Annotated in this window: 17 protein-coding genes; 5 read left to right on the top strand and 12 right to left on the bottom strand. The window is 32.8% G+C overall.

Annotated elements, in window-relative coordinates:
- Positions 1–82: 82 nt before the first annotated feature.
- Positions 83–1,420 carry an MFS transporter gene (locus LS72_RS03475; RefSeq protein WP_034552588.1) on the bottom strand — a complete coding sequence of 446 codons (1,338 nt, stop codon included), beginning with the start codon at positions 1,418–1,420 and terminating at the stop codon, positions 83–85.
- A 73-nt stretch (positions 1,421–1,493) separates the two neighbouring features.
- Between LS72_RS03475 and rdgB the strand changes: the two genes are divergently transcribed.
- Positions 1,494–2,114, top strand: a complete 621-nt coding sequence (gene rdgB, locus LS72_RS03470) for an RdgB/HAM1 family non-canonical purine NTP pyrophosphatase (protein WP_034552536.1) — start codon at positions 1,494–1,496, stop codon at positions 2,112–2,114.
- Here rdgB and LS72_RS03465 read toward each other — a convergent pair.
- The 9 genes from LS72_RS03465 to LS72_RS03425 form a co-directional block, all read right to left on the bottom strand.
- The gene (locus LS72_RS03465; RefSeq protein WP_034552539.1) at positions 2,100–3,083 is read right to left on the bottom strand and encodes a L,D-transpeptidase family protein; all 984 of its coding nucleotides are present in this window, start codon (positions 3,081–3,083) and stop codon (positions 2,100–2,102) included. The genes rdgB and LS72_RS03465 overlap by 15 nt on opposite strands.
- A gap of 12 nt (positions 3,084–3,095) precedes the next feature.
- Positions 3,096–3,980 carry a GTPase Era gene (gene era / locus LS72_RS03460; RefSeq protein ID WP_034552541.1) on the bottom strand — a complete coding sequence of 295 codons (885 nt, stop codon included), beginning with the start codon at positions 3,978–3,980 and terminating at the stop codon, positions 3,096–3,098.
- A gap of 12 nt (positions 3,981–3,992) precedes the next feature.
- Entirely contained in the window at positions 3,993–5,333 is a 1,341-nt protein-coding gene (hslU, locus tag LS72_RS03455) for an HslU--HslV peptidase ATPase subunit (protein ID WP_414458060.1), read from the bottom strand.
- 7 nt (positions 5,334–5,340) lie between these two features.
- On the bottom strand, positions 5,341–5,874 hold the full coding sequence (gene hslV, locus LS72_RS03450) for an ATP-dependent protease subunit HslV (RefSeq protein WP_034552549.1): 534 nt from the start codon (positions 5,872–5,874) through the stop codon (positions 5,341–5,343).
- Positions 5,874–6,320: a 50S ribosomal protein L9 gene (rplI, locus tag LS72_RS03445; RefSeq protein WP_034552552.1), complete on the bottom strand. Its 447-nt coding sequence runs from the start codon at positions 6,318–6,320 to the stop codon at positions 5,874–5,876. Before rplI ends, hslV begins: the two co-directional genes overlap by 1 nt.
- A 221-nt stretch (positions 6,321–6,541) precedes the next feature.
- Positions 6,542–7,495, bottom strand: a complete 954-nt coding sequence (locus LS72_RS03440; RefSeq protein WP_034552555.1) for a CobW family GTP-binding protein — start codon at positions 7,493–7,495, stop codon at positions 6,542–6,544.
- Entirely contained in the window at positions 7,488–7,820 is a 333-nt protein-coding gene (locus LS72_RS03435) for a hypothetical protein (RefSeq protein WP_034552558.1), read from the bottom strand. Before LS72_RS03435 ends, LS72_RS03440 begins: the two co-directional genes overlap by 8 nt.
- A gap of 31 nt (positions 7,821–7,851) precedes the next feature.
- Positions 7,852–8,733, bottom strand: a complete 882-nt coding sequence (locus LS72_RS03430) for a polysaccharide deacetylase family protein (protein ID WP_034552560.1) — start codon at positions 8,731–8,733, stop codon at positions 7,852–7,854.
- Between the two features lie 29 nt (positions 8,734–8,762).
- Positions 8,763–9,614, bottom strand: a complete 852-nt coding sequence (locus tag LS72_RS03425) for a carbon-nitrogen hydrolase family protein (protein WP_034552563.1) — start codon at positions 9,612–9,614, stop codon at positions 8,763–8,765.
- A 173-nt stretch (positions 9,615–9,787) separates the two neighbouring features.
- Between LS72_RS03425 and flgB the strand changes: the two genes are divergently transcribed.
- Genes flgB through LS72_RS03405 form a run of 4 tightly spaced genes read left to right on the top strand, consistent with a single transcriptional unit; the run spans position 9,788 to position 12,825 of the window.
- A complete protein-coding gene (flgB, locus tag LS72_RS03420) occupies positions 9,788–10,222 on the top strand; it encodes a flagellar basal body rod protein FlgB (RefSeq protein ID WP_034552567.1) in 435 nt (144 codons plus the stop codon).
- Positions 10,223–10,233: 11 nt separating this feature from the next.
- Positions 10,234–10,734: a flagellar basal body rod protein FlgC gene (flgC, locus tag LS72_RS03415; protein WP_034552569.1), complete on the top strand. Its 501-nt coding sequence runs from the start codon at positions 10,234–10,236 to the stop codon at positions 10,732–10,734.
- A 10-nt stretch (positions 10,735–10,744) separates the two neighbouring features.
- Positions 10,745–11,062, top strand: a complete 318-nt coding sequence (gene fliE / locus LS72_RS03410; protein WP_034552571.1) for a flagellar hook-basal body complex protein FliE — start codon at positions 10,745–10,747, stop codon at positions 11,060–11,062.
- Positions 11,062–12,825, top strand: a complete 1,764-nt coding sequence (locus LS72_RS03405) for a peptidoglycan D,D-transpeptidase FtsI family protein (protein ID WP_034552573.1) — start codon at positions 11,062–11,064, stop codon at positions 12,823–12,825. The genes fliE and LS72_RS03405 overlap by 1 nt, the downstream gene beginning before the upstream one ends.
- Before the next feature lie 15 nt (positions 12,826–12,840).
- Here the strand turns inward: LS72_RS03405 and LS72_RS03400 are convergent, their stop codons facing one another.
- Both LS72_RS03400 and LS72_RS03395 read right to left on the bottom strand, forming a co-directional pair.
- On the bottom strand, positions 12,841–14,157 hold the full coding sequence (locus LS72_RS03400) for a UDP-N-acetylmuramoyl-L-alanyl-D-glutamate--2,6-diaminopimelate ligase (protein WP_034552575.1): 1,317 nt from the start codon (positions 14,155–14,157) through the stop codon (positions 12,841–12,843).
- Positions 14,157–14,774: a hypothetical protein gene (locus tag LS72_RS03395; RefSeq protein WP_034552591.1), complete on the bottom strand. Its 618-nt coding sequence runs from the start codon at positions 14,772–14,774 to the stop codon at positions 14,157–14,159. The genes LS72_RS03400 and LS72_RS03395 overlap by 1 nt, the downstream gene beginning before the upstream one ends.

Raw genomic sequence — 14,774 nt, 5'->3', positions numbered from 1 at the left:
TAAAATCCCTACTCTGACATCAACCAATCTTTATCCCTCATCTTTACTTCCAATCAAACCCTAAGAGCTATGGTAGCAAAACTTATCTTACATTTGCAGCCTTTATAAATGCCACAATCTCTTCTTCTAATATTAAATGCTTATCATATTTAATAATAACTACACATTCGCACTCATTCACATACCATTCCAATACCCCTTTAAGTGCAGCTAAAGATTCTAATGCTTTAACCTCTCTTAAAGGCAAATAAAGCATCTTTTGGGAGGTTGGGTTAGCTAAAAAAACAAAAGATAAAATCCACAATAAAGAAACTATCGCAACAAAAATACTAATAGAGAGCATTCCAAAAAATTCATACAAATGTGCCCCAACAAGTGCTCCTACAAAAGAACCCAAATACCCAAAAGAAGTAAAAACCCCCAAAGCACTTCCTTTTTGGTGCGCTTTACAATAACGACTAGCAAGACTTTGCATAATAGGTTCATGCATAGAAAAACCAATAAAAAATATTAAAATCCCTACAATAAAAACCCATTTATTAGAACTCAACATCAAAAAATACGCTAAAACAAATAACAAAATACCAAAGATTAGCACACTCTTAAACTTGCCCTTTTTTTCTGCTAAAATAGCTGCTGGTCCCATAGCTAAAAACCCTAAAATAGCAGCAGGGATATAGATTTGATAAAGCTCATCTTTAGACATACCAAATGCTTTAACAAGAGCAATAGGAATAATTAAAAAAGCTAGAGTCATAAAACCTTTTTGCAAAAAATTTGTAAGATTCATAATTTGAAGATTTCTATTTTTTAAAATATGACTAGTTTTATAATCATTTGCATTAAAGCTATAGGTTATTTTGGGGGTATTTGGCACAAACAACACTAAAATAGCTATACCCAATATTGCTAAAATAGAGGTAATTCCAAACAAAGTTTTAACACCAAAGGCTGCCCCTAAAAGAGGTCCTAGGATTAATGCTGCACTAAAGCTTAAAGAAATAATCCCCCCCATTAATGCCATAGCCTTTGTCCTACTCTCCTCTTTTACCAAATCTGCAATCATCGCACTAACAACACCTCCAATGGCACCAGCACCTTGCAATAATCTCCCTATAACCAGTATAAAAATATCATCACTAACTGCACAAATAAAAGAGCCACAAGCAAAGATTAAAAGCCCTATAAAAATCACACTTTTGCGTCCAATTTTATCACTAAGAATCCCAAATGGAACTTGAAATAACACTTGTGTAAGTGCATAACCACCTACAACAACTCCTATTAAAATTGGGGTTACTCCCTCTAAAGACAAAGTATAAAGGGCTAAAATGGGCATAACAACAAATAATCCAAAAAAACGGAATCCTATAATTAATCCTAAAGGGATTGTCTGCTTTAATAAAGATTGCTTTACCATAAAATTCACCAACTTTGTTAAAATACTAATAAAAGCTAGGATTTTATCTAAAATACCATAAACAAGGAATAAAATGCGATTAATTATAGCGACTTCTAACCCAAACAAATTACAAGAAATCCAAGAAATTTATACACCTCTTTATAAAGATAGTCTTCAAATTATGGCTTTTAGTTCTTTAGTGAAACCTTTTGAAATACAAGAAAATGGCACAACTTTTCAAGAGAATGCCCTACTTAAATCAAAAGCAATATTTCAAACCCTAAAAACAAAAAATCTTTTATCCCAAAAAGACATTATCCTTTCAGATGATAGCGGAATTTGTGTAGAAGCTTTGCAAGGGGCTCCGGGAATTTATAGTGCAAGATATAGCGGTGGAGACGATAAAGCCAATTTAAAAAAACTCTTATTAGAAGTTGCTAATCTACCGACAAAAACTTCTCAAGCTTATTATTGTGCTGCTATTGGTATTAGCAGTTTTTATGGGGATTTTAGTGTTCATGGATTTATGTATGGAAAGGTTATAGCAACACCCAAAGGAAGCAATGGCTTTGGGTATGATTCTATGTTTATCCCTCAAGGGTTTAAAAAGACTCTTGGGGAATTAAGCAATCAACAAAAAAATACAATCTCTCATCGCTATATCGCACTAATGCGGGCAAATTATATCCTTAGAGCATTATTGTTCTGCTAGAATCTGCATTTTTCCATTTTTTAACTCAATATAAAGCTCTTTAGCTCCATTAGAGGAATAATTTAAACGACCACCCAAATACGCTTTATAATCTTGGTGATAACTAATCCTAAAAAGATTCCTATCTTCATCATTGGGATAAGGGGAAATATTAATTTGGCTAAACTCTATCCTTTTACTTTCATTTCTCTTAAAAATTCTCCGTTTAGTTTCTGCAAATTCTTTATATTTTTGTCTATCATAACGTATAAATTCCTTGCCATAAAAAGAAAGATAAGCTTCAGTATCATTATTCATCCAAGATTCTCTCCAACTAAATAAATCCGCTAAGATAGTTGCTAAATCCTCTTTAGAGGTTTCTTTGATTTGATTCTCAAAAGTGATTAAAAGAGACTTTCTATAATCTATCATTTTATCCACATCCACTAACAAATCATTTTCAATAGCAATACATCCTTTTGTATTTAAATTTTCTCTATTACCATCTAAGGGCATTCCGTGTATCCAAATCCCATAACCAGTTCGCATTTGTAGCTTGTCATAAAGATTAGGATAAGAAGTAGTTAGAGCTAGAGGCCCATAATATTGGTCTAAATTCGTTAAGCGAGCATTTAGGGTATAAACTCCAATAGGGGTTGCTAAATCCCCTTCCTTTAACTTATCACCTTTTTTAGAACCCACTAAACTATTAGCCTTTAATCTTTCTTGCCATTTATTATTTTCAAATTCATAAAGCTTTAATATAGGTATTTCTTTAGTGGCAAGAAATAAATATTTTAAATTCTCATAATACCCAAAACGGGTATCTTTTTGCTTTAAAATTTCCTGCCAATATTCTTTGGTTTTTAAAGTCGCATCAATCTTTTTCTCTAAAGCTTTCACGCCACCATTGCGATAAATATCAATCCATTCATAGGGATTTGCATAACCTACAAATGTTACAAATAAAACTAACAAAATAATTCTCATAATATCTCCATTTCAATATTCAAAGTTATAACCGATTTTTTTAAGTTTATCTTTTTGTTTATTCCAATTTGGCACCACCTTTACAATAAGTTCTAAATAAATTTTCTTATTCAAAAACTTTTCAATAATTCCTCTTGCTTCTTTTCCTATCCGTTTAAGGGTTGTTGCATTCTTGCCAATGACTACACCTTTTTGACTCTGCTTTAACACAATAATTTCTGCCTTAATATAATCAATATTGAGCTTTTCTTGATAAGCCCTCACTATCACATCGCTCTCATAAGGTAATTCATCACTTAAATTATTAAAACAGGATTCCCTAATCATTTCCTTTACAATTTCCCTTGTAGTATTAGGGCTTAGAATTGCATCATCATAATAAAAGGGATTTTTGGGCATAAATGTAGCTAATACCTCTATAACCTTTTTTAAGCTTCCATTATCTTTAGAGGATATAGGGATAAGTGCTTTATAGAAATCTTGATATTTCTCATAAGCTTTTATTTTTTTTAGAATCTCTTCTTTAGAGGCTGTATCAACTTTGGTTAATAATAGCATATGCGGTTTATCCCCAATATTTTCTAAAAACTCTTGATAAAAATTAATCTTATCGTGAATAGGAGATAAAAAAAGCAAGAAATCACAATCTTGCATAGCCTTCATAGCTTCTTTTAACATAAAGGCATTAAGCATTTTTTCTTGTTTATCTATCCCGGGTGTATCCACAAAAATCATTTGCACATCATCTTTAGTAAAAACCAGATTCATTCTTTTTCTTGTAGCATTTACCTTATGTGAAACTAAAGCTAATTTTTCCCCTAAGAGAGTGTTTAAAAAAGTGCTTTTACCAGCATTTGGACGTCCAATAACCGCTATAAATCCTGCTTTAGTATCCAATTTATTCCTATATTATAAAATATATCGTGCCATATCAACATTCGCAACAATTTCTTCTAACTTTTCTTTAACCAATTCTTTGGTAATACTAACCACCTCACCTTGGTATTTCTCCGCTTTAAAGCTAATATCCTCTAACACCTGCTCTACGACTGTATGCAAACGTCTTGCTCCAATATCCTCTGTTTTTTCATTAGCTTTTTGGGAATAATACGCTAATGCCCTAATGGCTTCCTCATCAAACTTTAAAGTAACTTCCTCTACACCTAAGAGTGCTTCATATTGACGCAAAATAGAATTTTTAGTCTGTGTTAATATCTTATATAAAGCCTCTTCATCAAGACTATCAAGCTCCACCCTTAGAGGGAATCTTCCTTGCAATTCTGCAATTAAATCACTAGGCTTACTAAGGCTAAAAGCACCCGCTGCGATAAATAAAATATGGTCTGTTTTAATGCTCCCATATTTTGTATTTACCACACTTCCCTCTACAATAGGCAACAAATCCCTTTGCACCCCTTCTTTACTAGGGTCCTGTCTGCCTTGGGATTTAGAACTTACCGCAACCTTATCAATTTCATCAATAAAAATAATCCCGCTACTCTCTGCCCTCTTTAAACCTTCTTGTTTGATACTCTCCATATCCAAAAGTGCTTCACTAGCTTCAATTTTTAAAATCTCTTTAGCTTCTTTAATAGTAACTTCTTTTCTGGGATTTTCTTTTGAAGTAACAAATACTTTGGCTATTGTCTCTTGCACCTTAATAAACTCTGCTGGCATATTGCTATCATCTATTTCTAAAGAGCGTTTAGGGGTTTCAATTTCGATTTTTAAAGAATCCATCTCTCCCTTTTCAACACGCATTTTCATCTTTGAAGCAGTTTTTTCATATTCCTCTATCTTTTGCTCACTTGCACCCTTTGGCAAAGGCGGAATAAGCTTTTGAACGATTTTATCTAAAACATATTTTTCTATATCCTCGGCATTTTTTAAGCGATACTCCTCTTTAACAAGATTAATAGAAGCAATCACCAAATCCCTAACCATAGATTCAACATCTCTCCCTACAAATCCTACTTCTGTATATTTACTTGCTTCAACTTTGATAAAAGGCAATCCCATAATCTTTGCCATTCGTCTAGCAATCTCCGTCTTTCCAACACCTGTAGAACCCATCATTAAAATATTCTTTGGCATAATCTCATCTTGTATCTCTTTAGGAAGTTTTAATCTCCTATAGCGATTCCTAAGTGCTATAGCAACGACCTTTTTAGCTTCATTTTGTCCAATAATATATTCATCTAAATAAGCAACAATCTCTTTAGGTGTTAAATTTGCAAATTTTTCCACAATATCCCCTTTAGAGTTCTAAAATTTTGATATTTTCATTGGTATAAATACAAAGCTCACCTGCAATTTTTAAAGATTCCAAAACCAAATCTTTAGGTTCTAAGGGATTACCAAATTTATCTAAAGCTCTAGCAGCACAAAGTGCATAATTTCCTCCACTTCCAATAGCCGCAATTCTACCATCTTCTGGCTCTACAACATCTCCTGTCCCACTTAAGATAAAAATATGCTCCTTATTAAGAACAATCATCATAGCCTCTAATCGTCTTAAATATTTATCTTTACGCCAGGCTTTAGAAAAATCTATTACGGATTTTAATAAATCCCCTTTTTTGTTTTCTAAAATCCCCTCAAACATATCAAAAAGACTAAAAGCATCAGCGGTGCTACCTGCAAAACCACTTAAAATTTTATTATGATAAAGGGAGCGAATCTTTGTAGCATTTCCCTTTAAGACGCAGTTTCCAAATGTTACCTGCCCATCTCCACCAATGACTGCACCCTTTTCATTCCTATATGCAAGTATCGTTGTAGCTTTAAACATTATATCCCCTCAACATCCACTTTTAAAACAGCACAAATGCCCTGCCCTAATTTAACTTCAACTTCATAAACCCCTGTAGATTTAATAGGATTTTTCAATTCTAAGGTTTTTTTATCAATATTTAAGCGGTGATTTTCTAACAAAGATTGTGCAATATCCTCTTTAGTAATTGCTCCATAAAGAGAGCCATTAGCACCAACCTTTTGACTTATCTTTAAAGTGATTTCTGCAATCTTTTTTGCGGTCATTTCCACTAACGCTTTCTCTTCTGCAGCAATCTCTAAAGCTTTCTTTTGTTCGGATCTATAACGATTAATTACTGTATTTGTAGCAAAATCTGCCATTTTTTTTGCTATAAGATAATTCTTTCCATAGCCATCTTTTACTTCGCAAATCTCGCCTTTTTTTCCTAACCCTTTAACATCTTGTAACAATAACACTTTCATTCTCTCTCCTTAAAAACTTTACAATTCTAACATTTTTTAATAAATATAAAAATAACAAACCATTAAATTACAATAGCTCTTTTGCTAAATTAGCTTTTTATCAAAAGATTATTTTTAAATCCATTAAAAACTTATTTATCAAGTCTCCTATACACAACAAGAACTAAACATAAGAGGATAAATTTACAAGGGATTAAGTTTATAAGCTTTTTAATACAAACCTAATGAATGCTAATCACAACTTTTTGTTGCAATAAATGCGCAAAAACCTTAAAAGATTCCAATAAATCCTCTTTATGAATATCTTTAAAGATAAATACTAGCTCCGAACCTCTTTCTTTATCCCAAGTTTTAAGGTGTAAAGGTGGATGAATGATATGCAATACACTATTAATAGCAATAGGATACCCCTCATTCGTATCTAAAATACCCTTAAAGCGTAAAATTTTCTCACCATATTTATATAAAAGCATACTAAGCCATATACTAAAAACACTCCAATCTAAAAGGCCTTGAAAACTTATAGAGAGAGAATAAGTAGTATCTTGGTGCAAATTCCTTTGTAGGGGAATTAAACGTTTGGTCTCTCTTGGGGTTAGAATATCCTTAAAATCTATGCGATTTTTAGGCAGAATTTCAACAAAGGCATTATGATTTGCAACGCAATTTATAATCTCCTCAAAATCCCCCTCAAAAAGCTCTTGCTTAGTTAATACAATCTTATCAGAAATAGCAATTTGTAGCCTTGCTTCCTCTTGCTGTAAATGCGAAAACACATTTAAACAATCCACACAAGTTAGAATCTCATTCACAAAAAAGTGGTGTTGCAAAACACTATCAGTTAGAAGGCTAAAAATAATAGGTGCGGGATTAGCAAGTCCGGTAGTTTCTATAATAATATGCTCTATATCCGCATTATTTAAAATTTCTTTAAGTTGAAGCACCAAATCTTCGCGTTTATTGCAACAAACACAACCACCTTGCAATAAAATCGTTCTTTCTTGTAGGTGATAAATAGCTTGGTTTAAAATAGTATTATCTAATCCTACCTCACCAAATTCATTAACAATAATCGATAATTTTTTATCCGCATTGTTCTGTAAAATCTCACTTAAAAAAGTGGTTTTACCACTTCCTAAAAAACCTGTGATAATAGTAAGGGGTATCTTAGCCATAATGTTCTTGTAAAAACCCCAAAAGTTTTGTATCTAAAACATCAATATCTTTAGAAGTTAGGGAATCTGCCCTCTCCCAAAGTTCTCCTAAATGATTAATAATCTTGGTATTTCCCTTTTTATCACTTAAGACAAATTTAGAAGCATTCCACTCCTTTAGTTGCAAACCATAGAAGCTTAAAACCTTATTCACAACTTGAACCTTTTGCAATCTTTGACGCATTCTATCTCTTTGCTTATCCCCTACAACCACTTCTTTTTCATCAGAGCTTACACCCTCACTCCAATGTATATTAGTAATCAACTCTCCGCATAAAACACACATAATATCTCCTATTAGGAGGGCTTAAGCCTCCTTATTTCTTTCTAGGGCTTCTTTTTAGAAAATCATCTGCCATTTCATTAAGATTAACCCACCTTACACCCTCGTGCTTATTAATATGCTCTATAATCCTCTCATGCATTAAAAGCACTTGCGGACGACCACTTACATCAGGGTGAATAGTCATAGGAAATACCGCATAATCCATATTTTCATACACCCAATCAAATTGATCAATCCACATCTGCCCAATATCACGGGGAGAAACAAACCCAAAACTATTAGGGGATTTTTTAATAAACATCATAGGGGGCAAATCATCAAGATACCAATTTGCTGGAATCTCTACTAAATCTGTCTCCTCTCCCCTAATAAGAGGCTTCATCCAATCTTTTGCCTCTGCACTATAATCAATTTTCGTCCATTTATCACCTACACGGACATAATAAGGCGTGAAATCATTATGCATCAAAGAATGATCATATTTAATTCCGTGTTTTAATAAAAGCTCATTGGTTACATTAGAAAACTCCCACCAAGGAGCGACATAACCTGTGGGCTTTTTGCCTGTTAGATCTTTAATAAGTTCAATACTTTTTAATAAAACATCCTCCTCTTGCTTAGGAGTCATCGCAATGGGATTTTCGTGTGAATACCCGTGTGCTCCAATCTCATGCCCGGCATCAACAATCATTTTCATCTGTTCTGGAAAGGTTTCAATAGAATGCCCAGGTGCAAACCAGGTAGTATTTAAATTATATTTTTTAAAGAGGTTCAAAAGTCGTGGGATTCCAACTTCTCCTGCAAATAATCCTCGTGAAATATCATCAGGAGAATCCTCACCTCCATAACTTCCAAGCCAACCTGCAACTGCATCAATATCTATACCATAACCAACTAAAATTTCTTTTGCCATTTTTACTCCTTAAATTATTTAATCAAAGTTTAATCTAAACTTTGTAGAGCTTTTATTTGCAAAGATACATCAATATCTTGCAAATAAGGAATTGCTTTTCTTTGTTTAGTGCATTCTCCTAAATCAAGCTCACACATCAAAACTTCATTGCTTTTTCTTGCTCTTGCTAAAACCTTCCCTTGAGGATTAATAACTTGAGAATTCGCAGCAAAATGTATTTTTTGATGGGTGAATTGACTATTTTGGCTTTTACTTTGATTAACCGCTAAAACAAAAGCTCCATTTTCTAATGCCCTAGCCCTACTTGCGAGATTCCAAGCATAAAGCCTTGCCCTTCCAAAAGCTGATGGAAATATCAAAATATCCGCACCCTTTAAAGCTAGAATCCTAGCTCCTTCACTAAAGCCTATCTCATAACAAATCTGCAAACCAACTTTAACTTTAAAGCCCCCAAAATCTAAACTAAAAACAGGATAATCTTCACCCCTACAAAAGCGTCTGCTCTCATCCCCCCACAAATAAATTTTTCTATATTTACCCACTAAGCCCTTTTGGTTTAAAATAAAGGCGGTATCATAAAAGGTATTATGTTTGCTATCTCTTTCAATGATGCAGCCTACTACATAGACTTTATGTTGTTGGCAAAACTTTAAAAGAGATTGCAAGGTTTTAGAATCTTTAAAATTTTCAAAATCACTTGCGTATTTACAATCCTCTAATTCCACGCAATAACCACTATCAAAAAGCTCTGAAAATACGATGAGTTTTGAACCATTTTCAACACCCTCTTGGGCTAAATTTAACGCAAGTGCTAAATTACCCTCAACATTTTGTGGGATACTATGCATTTGGATTAGGGAAACTTTTAATTTTTGCTCCATTGCTTGAACTCTCTAACTTCACTCAAACCTAAAATTATCCTAAGATTCTTAAAATTTTTTTCTTTAGGTTAAGATATAGTTTTTATGCTTAAACTTGTATTATTAAAACTGGAATAATACTTGCTTAGGTTACATAAAAACAGATATTATTCATCTCTAAAAGGGGATTTAAAATGAGTATTTTTAGTTATAGTCAAGCAAGAGAGTTAGCACAAGAAGCCCTCGATTATAGAGCTTTGCGTAGAGATATGATTGCAAGCAATATCGCTAATATTTCAACCCCTATGTATCGCCCAAAAGATATAAATTTTGAACAAATGTTAGCAAAAAAATCCGATGAAATATTTAATCGTGAGAGAAAACTAGAATTAAAAGTCGCTATTACCAATGCTAATCATCTCCTGCCTTTAGAACATAAGAATAATAATCATCCAACTATCTTTTATCGTGATGGACACCTAAGTAGAAATGATGGAAATAGTGTTGATATAGATATAGAAACTACCGAAATGGGAAAAAATGATATTATGTATCAAGCTTTAGTTGGTGCTTTAAGGAAACAAGCAGGAATTTATGCTTACGCCCTTGAATCTTCAAGAAATATTTAAGGAGATTTTTAATGTTTTTATCTAGCTTTGATATAAGTGGCTATGGATTATCCGCACAACGTCAAAGAGTTAATTTAATCTCTAGCAACATTGCTAATGCAAATACCACAAGAACTGATGAGGGCGGACCTTATAGAAGACGCGAATTAGTGCTTAAAGCTTTTGATTTTGATAAAGTTTTAAATCAAAAGTATGAAAAAAGTAATAATTTGCTAAAATACGAAGATCCATTAGATGAAATGGATGTTTTTGATAAAGGATTAGAGCCTACGCCTACGCTTATGAGCGTATATGTAGATAAGATTGTCAGGGATGACACACAACCTAAAATGAAATACGAGCCAAACCATCCAGATGCTAACTCGGAAGGTTATGTTGCCTATCCTAATATCAATCCTGTCGTGGAAATGGCAGACTTGATTGAAGCAACTAAAGCTTATCAAGCTAATGTTGCTGCATTCCAAAGTGCTAAAAATATGGCAAGCACTGCTATTTCTATGTTCCAAGCATAAAGGAATATAAATGGAAATTAAAAAATATGGTATGGATTTAGAAAAGCTAGAATCAAAATTACAAAATGTCCCAAATCTATCGCCAAACCATAATTTAAACCCCTCAAATAAAACTTTTGGGAATATGTTAAAAGAAGCGGTAGATGAAGTCAATACCCGCCAAAAAGTTAGCGAAGAGGCTATGGCAGATATGGCAACAGGGCAAATTAAAGATTTGCACCAAGCCGCTGTGGCTATAGGAAAAGCTGAAAATAGTATGAAATTAATGCTAGAAGTAAGAAACAAAGCTATTAGTGCTTACAAAGAGCTTATTAAAACTCAAATGTAATGCACAATTGTGATTCTAAAAAAACAGGAAAAATCCTACTCCTTTTTCTTAGTATAGGGACGGGTTTTTGCTTTTTTTTAGGCACTACCTTTTATCATCTTATCACCGATAGAAAACTCCCTAACTTTCAAGCTAAAAAAATAGAAAGTGCCATTAGAGGTTCTATTTATAGCAGTGATGGATTCCTCTTAGCTTCTAGCAAAAAAATCTATAAAGCCGTTGTGAATACCTACAATATCGACCCTCAAAAAAAAGATTTATTTGTTAGTCTTTTTTCTATTTATAGCAAAATTCCACGCGATGAGATTGAATTAAAACTCCAAGAAAAAGGGAATGTTGTCCTCTCTTATGATATTGATTCTAAAAGTGCAAGTTACTTAAAACAACTCAATATCAAGCTTAACACACTTAATGTATTCCGCTCCTATGAAGATAAAAATGGAAATATTTTCAAATATGGATTATCCATTGTTGAGAGCGGAGAATCTCGAGATTATCTCTATAATGATGCTATGGAGCCAATTCTAGGCTATATCTATAAAGAAAATGATAAGAGAATCACTCGTGTAACAGGAGTTAAAGGAATTGAAAGAAGCTTTAATGAGGAATTAAAACCTATTAACGATTTATTAATGATAGGTAAAAGAGATATTGGCTTTAATGTGATTTTAAACAAAGATTCTAATTTTCAAGATAGAATAGATGGGTATGATATTATCTCAAGTATTCCTCTAAAACTCCAAAAAAAGATTGAACGGCTAACTGATAAAAATAAAATCGCATTAGGAGCAAAAGAAATCTTAGTAGGTATTATGGAAAGCAAAAGTGGAAAAATTATTGCTTTAGCTAGTAGTGCTAGATTTAACCCTAATGCCATTACCAAAAAGGATTATCCCGCCTTAAATGCAAGTGCCGTTGAATACTCTTATGAGCCTGGAAGCATTATAAAACCTATTATTTATTCTATTTTATTAGATAAAAATCTCATTTCTCCTACAGAAAATATTTTTTTAGAAAATGGGCGCTATAAATTACACAACTTTTACATCACCGATACACGCAAACTTCAATCCTCTAGTGTAGAGGAGATTTTGCTCTACTCAAGTAATATAGGAATGGCAAAAATCGCTCAACGTTTAGAACCTCAAGAATATTATGAAAGCTTACAAGCCTTTGGGTTTGGAAAACAAACAGGCATTGATCTTCCTTATGAAAAAAACGGAACCATTCCGGATATAAGACGATTTAGAAGTGAAGTTTATAAAGCAACCGTTTCTTATGGCTATGGTTTAAGAACGACCTTTATGCAAATGCTAAAAGGTTATAACACGATTGTCAATCACGGAATCGCTTATGATCCTTATATTGTAGAATATCTACAAGTTCCTCAACAAATCCGCTATAAACTCAAACACCAAGAACCCCTTAGAATTTTAAGCGATAAGACCGCTATGGAAGTTAAAAATACGCTCATTAAAGTCGTCAAAGAAGGCACAGGAAGAAGTGCTCAAGTTAAAGGGCTAACCATAGGGGGTAAAACAGGCACAGCACATATAGCACAGGGGGGTAAATATGTCCGCAAATATAATAGCTCATTTTTTGGCTTTGTAAGTGATGCAAAAGGCAATGAATACACCATTGGCATTAGTGTTTTTGAACCTAATGAAATAGAAGCCTATTTTGCTTCGATGACAGCCGTTCCACTCTTTAAAGAAGTGGTAGAATTACTCGTCAAAGAAAATTATCTCTATCCCAGTCAATAAAACCCCAATAAATCCCTAAAATACTTTATTTTTGATATATTTTTCAACTTCCTTGCAATCATCAAATTCTAAAGTCTCCTCACCAATAATTTGATAATTTTCATCACCCTTACCCAAGATAAGCAATACCTCATTTAATTGTAGATTTTCTAAGGCTTTTTTGATAGCAAAAGAACGATTTTCTTCTACATAAATATTCCTTTTTTTTCGTAACTCTTCGGGGATTCCTGATAAAATTTCCTCTATAATCTGCAAAGGATTTTCGCTTCTTGGATTATCACTTGTAAGGTAAAGCGTATGGGCATATCTTGCCGCACATAAACCCATTTTTGGACGCTTTAATCTATCCCTATCTCCTCCAGCACCAAAAACAACAACAATTTTCCTATGCAAAAAAGATTCAAAAACTTTCTCCATTCCATCCTCTGTATGTGCAAAATCCACAATAACAAGTGGATTTTCACTAACCACTTGCATACGGCCTTTGACCCCACCAAAACCCTCTAATTTAGCAATAATGCTCTCTAAGGGTAAATCCTCTAATATCTTAACAGCCCCAATAGCTGCTAGAGCATTGTAGAGATTATGCTTACCAAAAAAAGCTACATCAAGAGTAGCCTCTTCTTTACCATGGGTAATTTGTGCAGTAATTCCATTTCTAAGACTATAAGCTTTTACGCTAAAGGTTGCATTAGATTCAATCCCATAAGTAAGCGTATTTTGCAGGGCATATTGAGCTTTTGATTCATCTTTATTAAGTAGCTTCTTATCATTAGGATTCATAAAAAAAGAATTTTTGGTAGCAATATAATTTTCTAAAGTCTTATGATAATCTAAATGATCGCTTGTAATATTTGTTAATATGCGTAAATCAAATATTAAACCCTCTATTCTATTTTGAACAATCGCGTGAGAGCTAACCTCCATAACGAAATATTCACATTTCTCTAACCTCGCTTCATCAATAGCAGAATAAATCTCTAAAAGACTAGGAGTTGTTAAGCCTTTAGGACGCTTTTGCTTTTCATTGATAAAAAATCCCCTTGTTCCTAAAAGCCCTACTTTATAACCCAAATCCAACAAAATGGAATAAATCATCGCAGCAGTTGTTGTTTTACCATTAGTGCCAGTAATACCAATAATTTTCAAATTTAAATCTAAATATTTCCCCAACTCCTGCGGTGTCAAGAAATCTTTAAAACCATTTTCTCTAGCGTGTTGCAAATATTTTTGAGAGCTTTGTGTAACCAAAAACGCACAATCTTTAGAATCTTCCCTTGAATCATCACTAATAAAACAAAAGGTTTTAGGGTTTCGTAGCAAAAACTTCATTAATGCTTTCTATTTTGTAAAATTTCTTTATAAAAATTTAAAAAATCTCTATCAAAAAACAAAAAGCTGCCAGAATTTTCAAAATAATTCATCGCAATATCTTCATAACCAAACTTTACAAGATTTTTAACAAAATATAAAAAATCATTTTTATTGGTAAAAATAATCTTAGAGCTAAACATTAAATCTTCAAAAGCTTCTTTAAATCCAATATCTTTCTCTAATTCTTTAAAGTCTTTATACAAAATTCCATCATTTTTATCAATATCAATATCTTGAATACTCTGTATAACCATACTTAACTCACAGAGATTCTTATCAAAATTCCCAATCATCTCTATAATACTCTCTTCAGCTTGCCAATTATTTTTTGTTTTTGTTACTTGATAATATTCAAATAAAGCCCTTGCTTCCTCTTCGTGCTCTAATGCCATATCTGCAAGCATAGAAAACATTTCAATGGTTTTCATTTCATTGAGTTTAGATTGTTGTTTTACCATTTCAGAATCTAACTCTGCTATAATTTTTGCATATAAATAAGAACAATCTTTCAAAACCTCTAAATAACGCCGTTTAATAAAGTGTTCTTTGATTTTATTTTTCCAGTAATAAGCCAT

The organism is Helicobacter apodemus (assembly GCF_000765745.2).
In the GTDB taxonomy this organism is placed as follows: domain Bacteria; phylum Campylobacterota; class Campylobacteria; order Campylobacterales; family Helicobacteraceae; genus Helicobacter_D; species Helicobacter_D apodemus.
The sequence above is the reverse complement of the archived record's forward strand: the minus strand, read 5'-3'. Positions and strand labels throughout refer to the sequence as shown.

Coding starts and splice junctions, on each gene's coding strand:
- LS72_RS03400 (WP_034552575.1), bottom strand. CDS start 14,157: ATGAAGTTTTTGCTACGAAACCCTAAAACCTTTTGTTTTATTAGTGAT.
- LS72_RS03405 (WP_034552573.1), top strand. CDS start 11,062: ATGCACAATTGTGATTCTAAAAAAACAGGAAAAATCCTACTCCTTTTT.
- rdgB (WP_034552536.1), top strand. CDS start 1,494: ATGCGATTAATTATAGCGACTTCTAACCCAAACAAATTACAAGAAATC.
- flgB (WP_034552567.1), top strand. CDS start 9,788: ATGAGTATTTTTAGTTATAGTCAAGCAAGAGAGTTAGCACAAGAAGCC.
- LS72_RS03465 (WP_034552539.1), bottom strand. CDS start 3,083: ATGAGAATTATTTTGTTAGTTTTATTTGTAACATTTGTAGGTTATGCA.
- LS72_RS03475 (WP_034552588.1), bottom strand. CDS start 1,420: ATGGTAAAGCAATCTTTATTAAAGCAGACAATCCCTTTAGGATTAATT.
- LS72_RS03395 (WP_034552591.1), bottom strand. CDS start 14,774: ATGGCTTATTACTGGAAAAATAAAATCAAAGAACACTTTATTAAACGG.
- LS72_RS03435 (WP_034552558.1), bottom strand. CDS start 7,820: ATGTGTGTTTTATGCGGAGAGTTGATTACTAATATACATTGGAGTGAG.
- rplI (WP_034552552.1), bottom strand. CDS start 6,320: ATGAAAGTGTTATTGTTACAAGATGTTAAAGGGTTAGGAAAAAAAGGC.
- fliE (WP_034552571.1), top strand. CDS start 10,745: ATGGAAATTAAAAAATATGGTATGGATTTAGAAAAGCTAGAATCAAAA.
- hslV (WP_034552549.1), bottom strand. CDS start 5,874: ATGTTTAAAGCTACAACGATACTTGCATATAGGAATGAAAAGGGTGCA.
- LS72_RS03430 (WP_034552560.1), bottom strand. CDS start 8,733: ATGGCAAAAGAAATTTTAGTTGGTTATGGTATAGATATTGATGCAGTT.
- LS72_RS03425 (WP_034552563.1), bottom strand. CDS start 9,614: ATGGAGCAAAAATTAAAAGTTTCCCTAATCCAAATGCATAGTATCCCA.
- flgC (WP_034552569.1), top strand. CDS start 10,234: ATGTTTTTATCTAGCTTTGATATAAGTGGCTATGGATTATCCGCACAA.
- LS72_RS03440 (WP_034552555.1), bottom strand. CDS start 7,495: ATGGCTAAGATACCCCTTACTATTATCACAGGTTTTTTAGGAAGTGGT.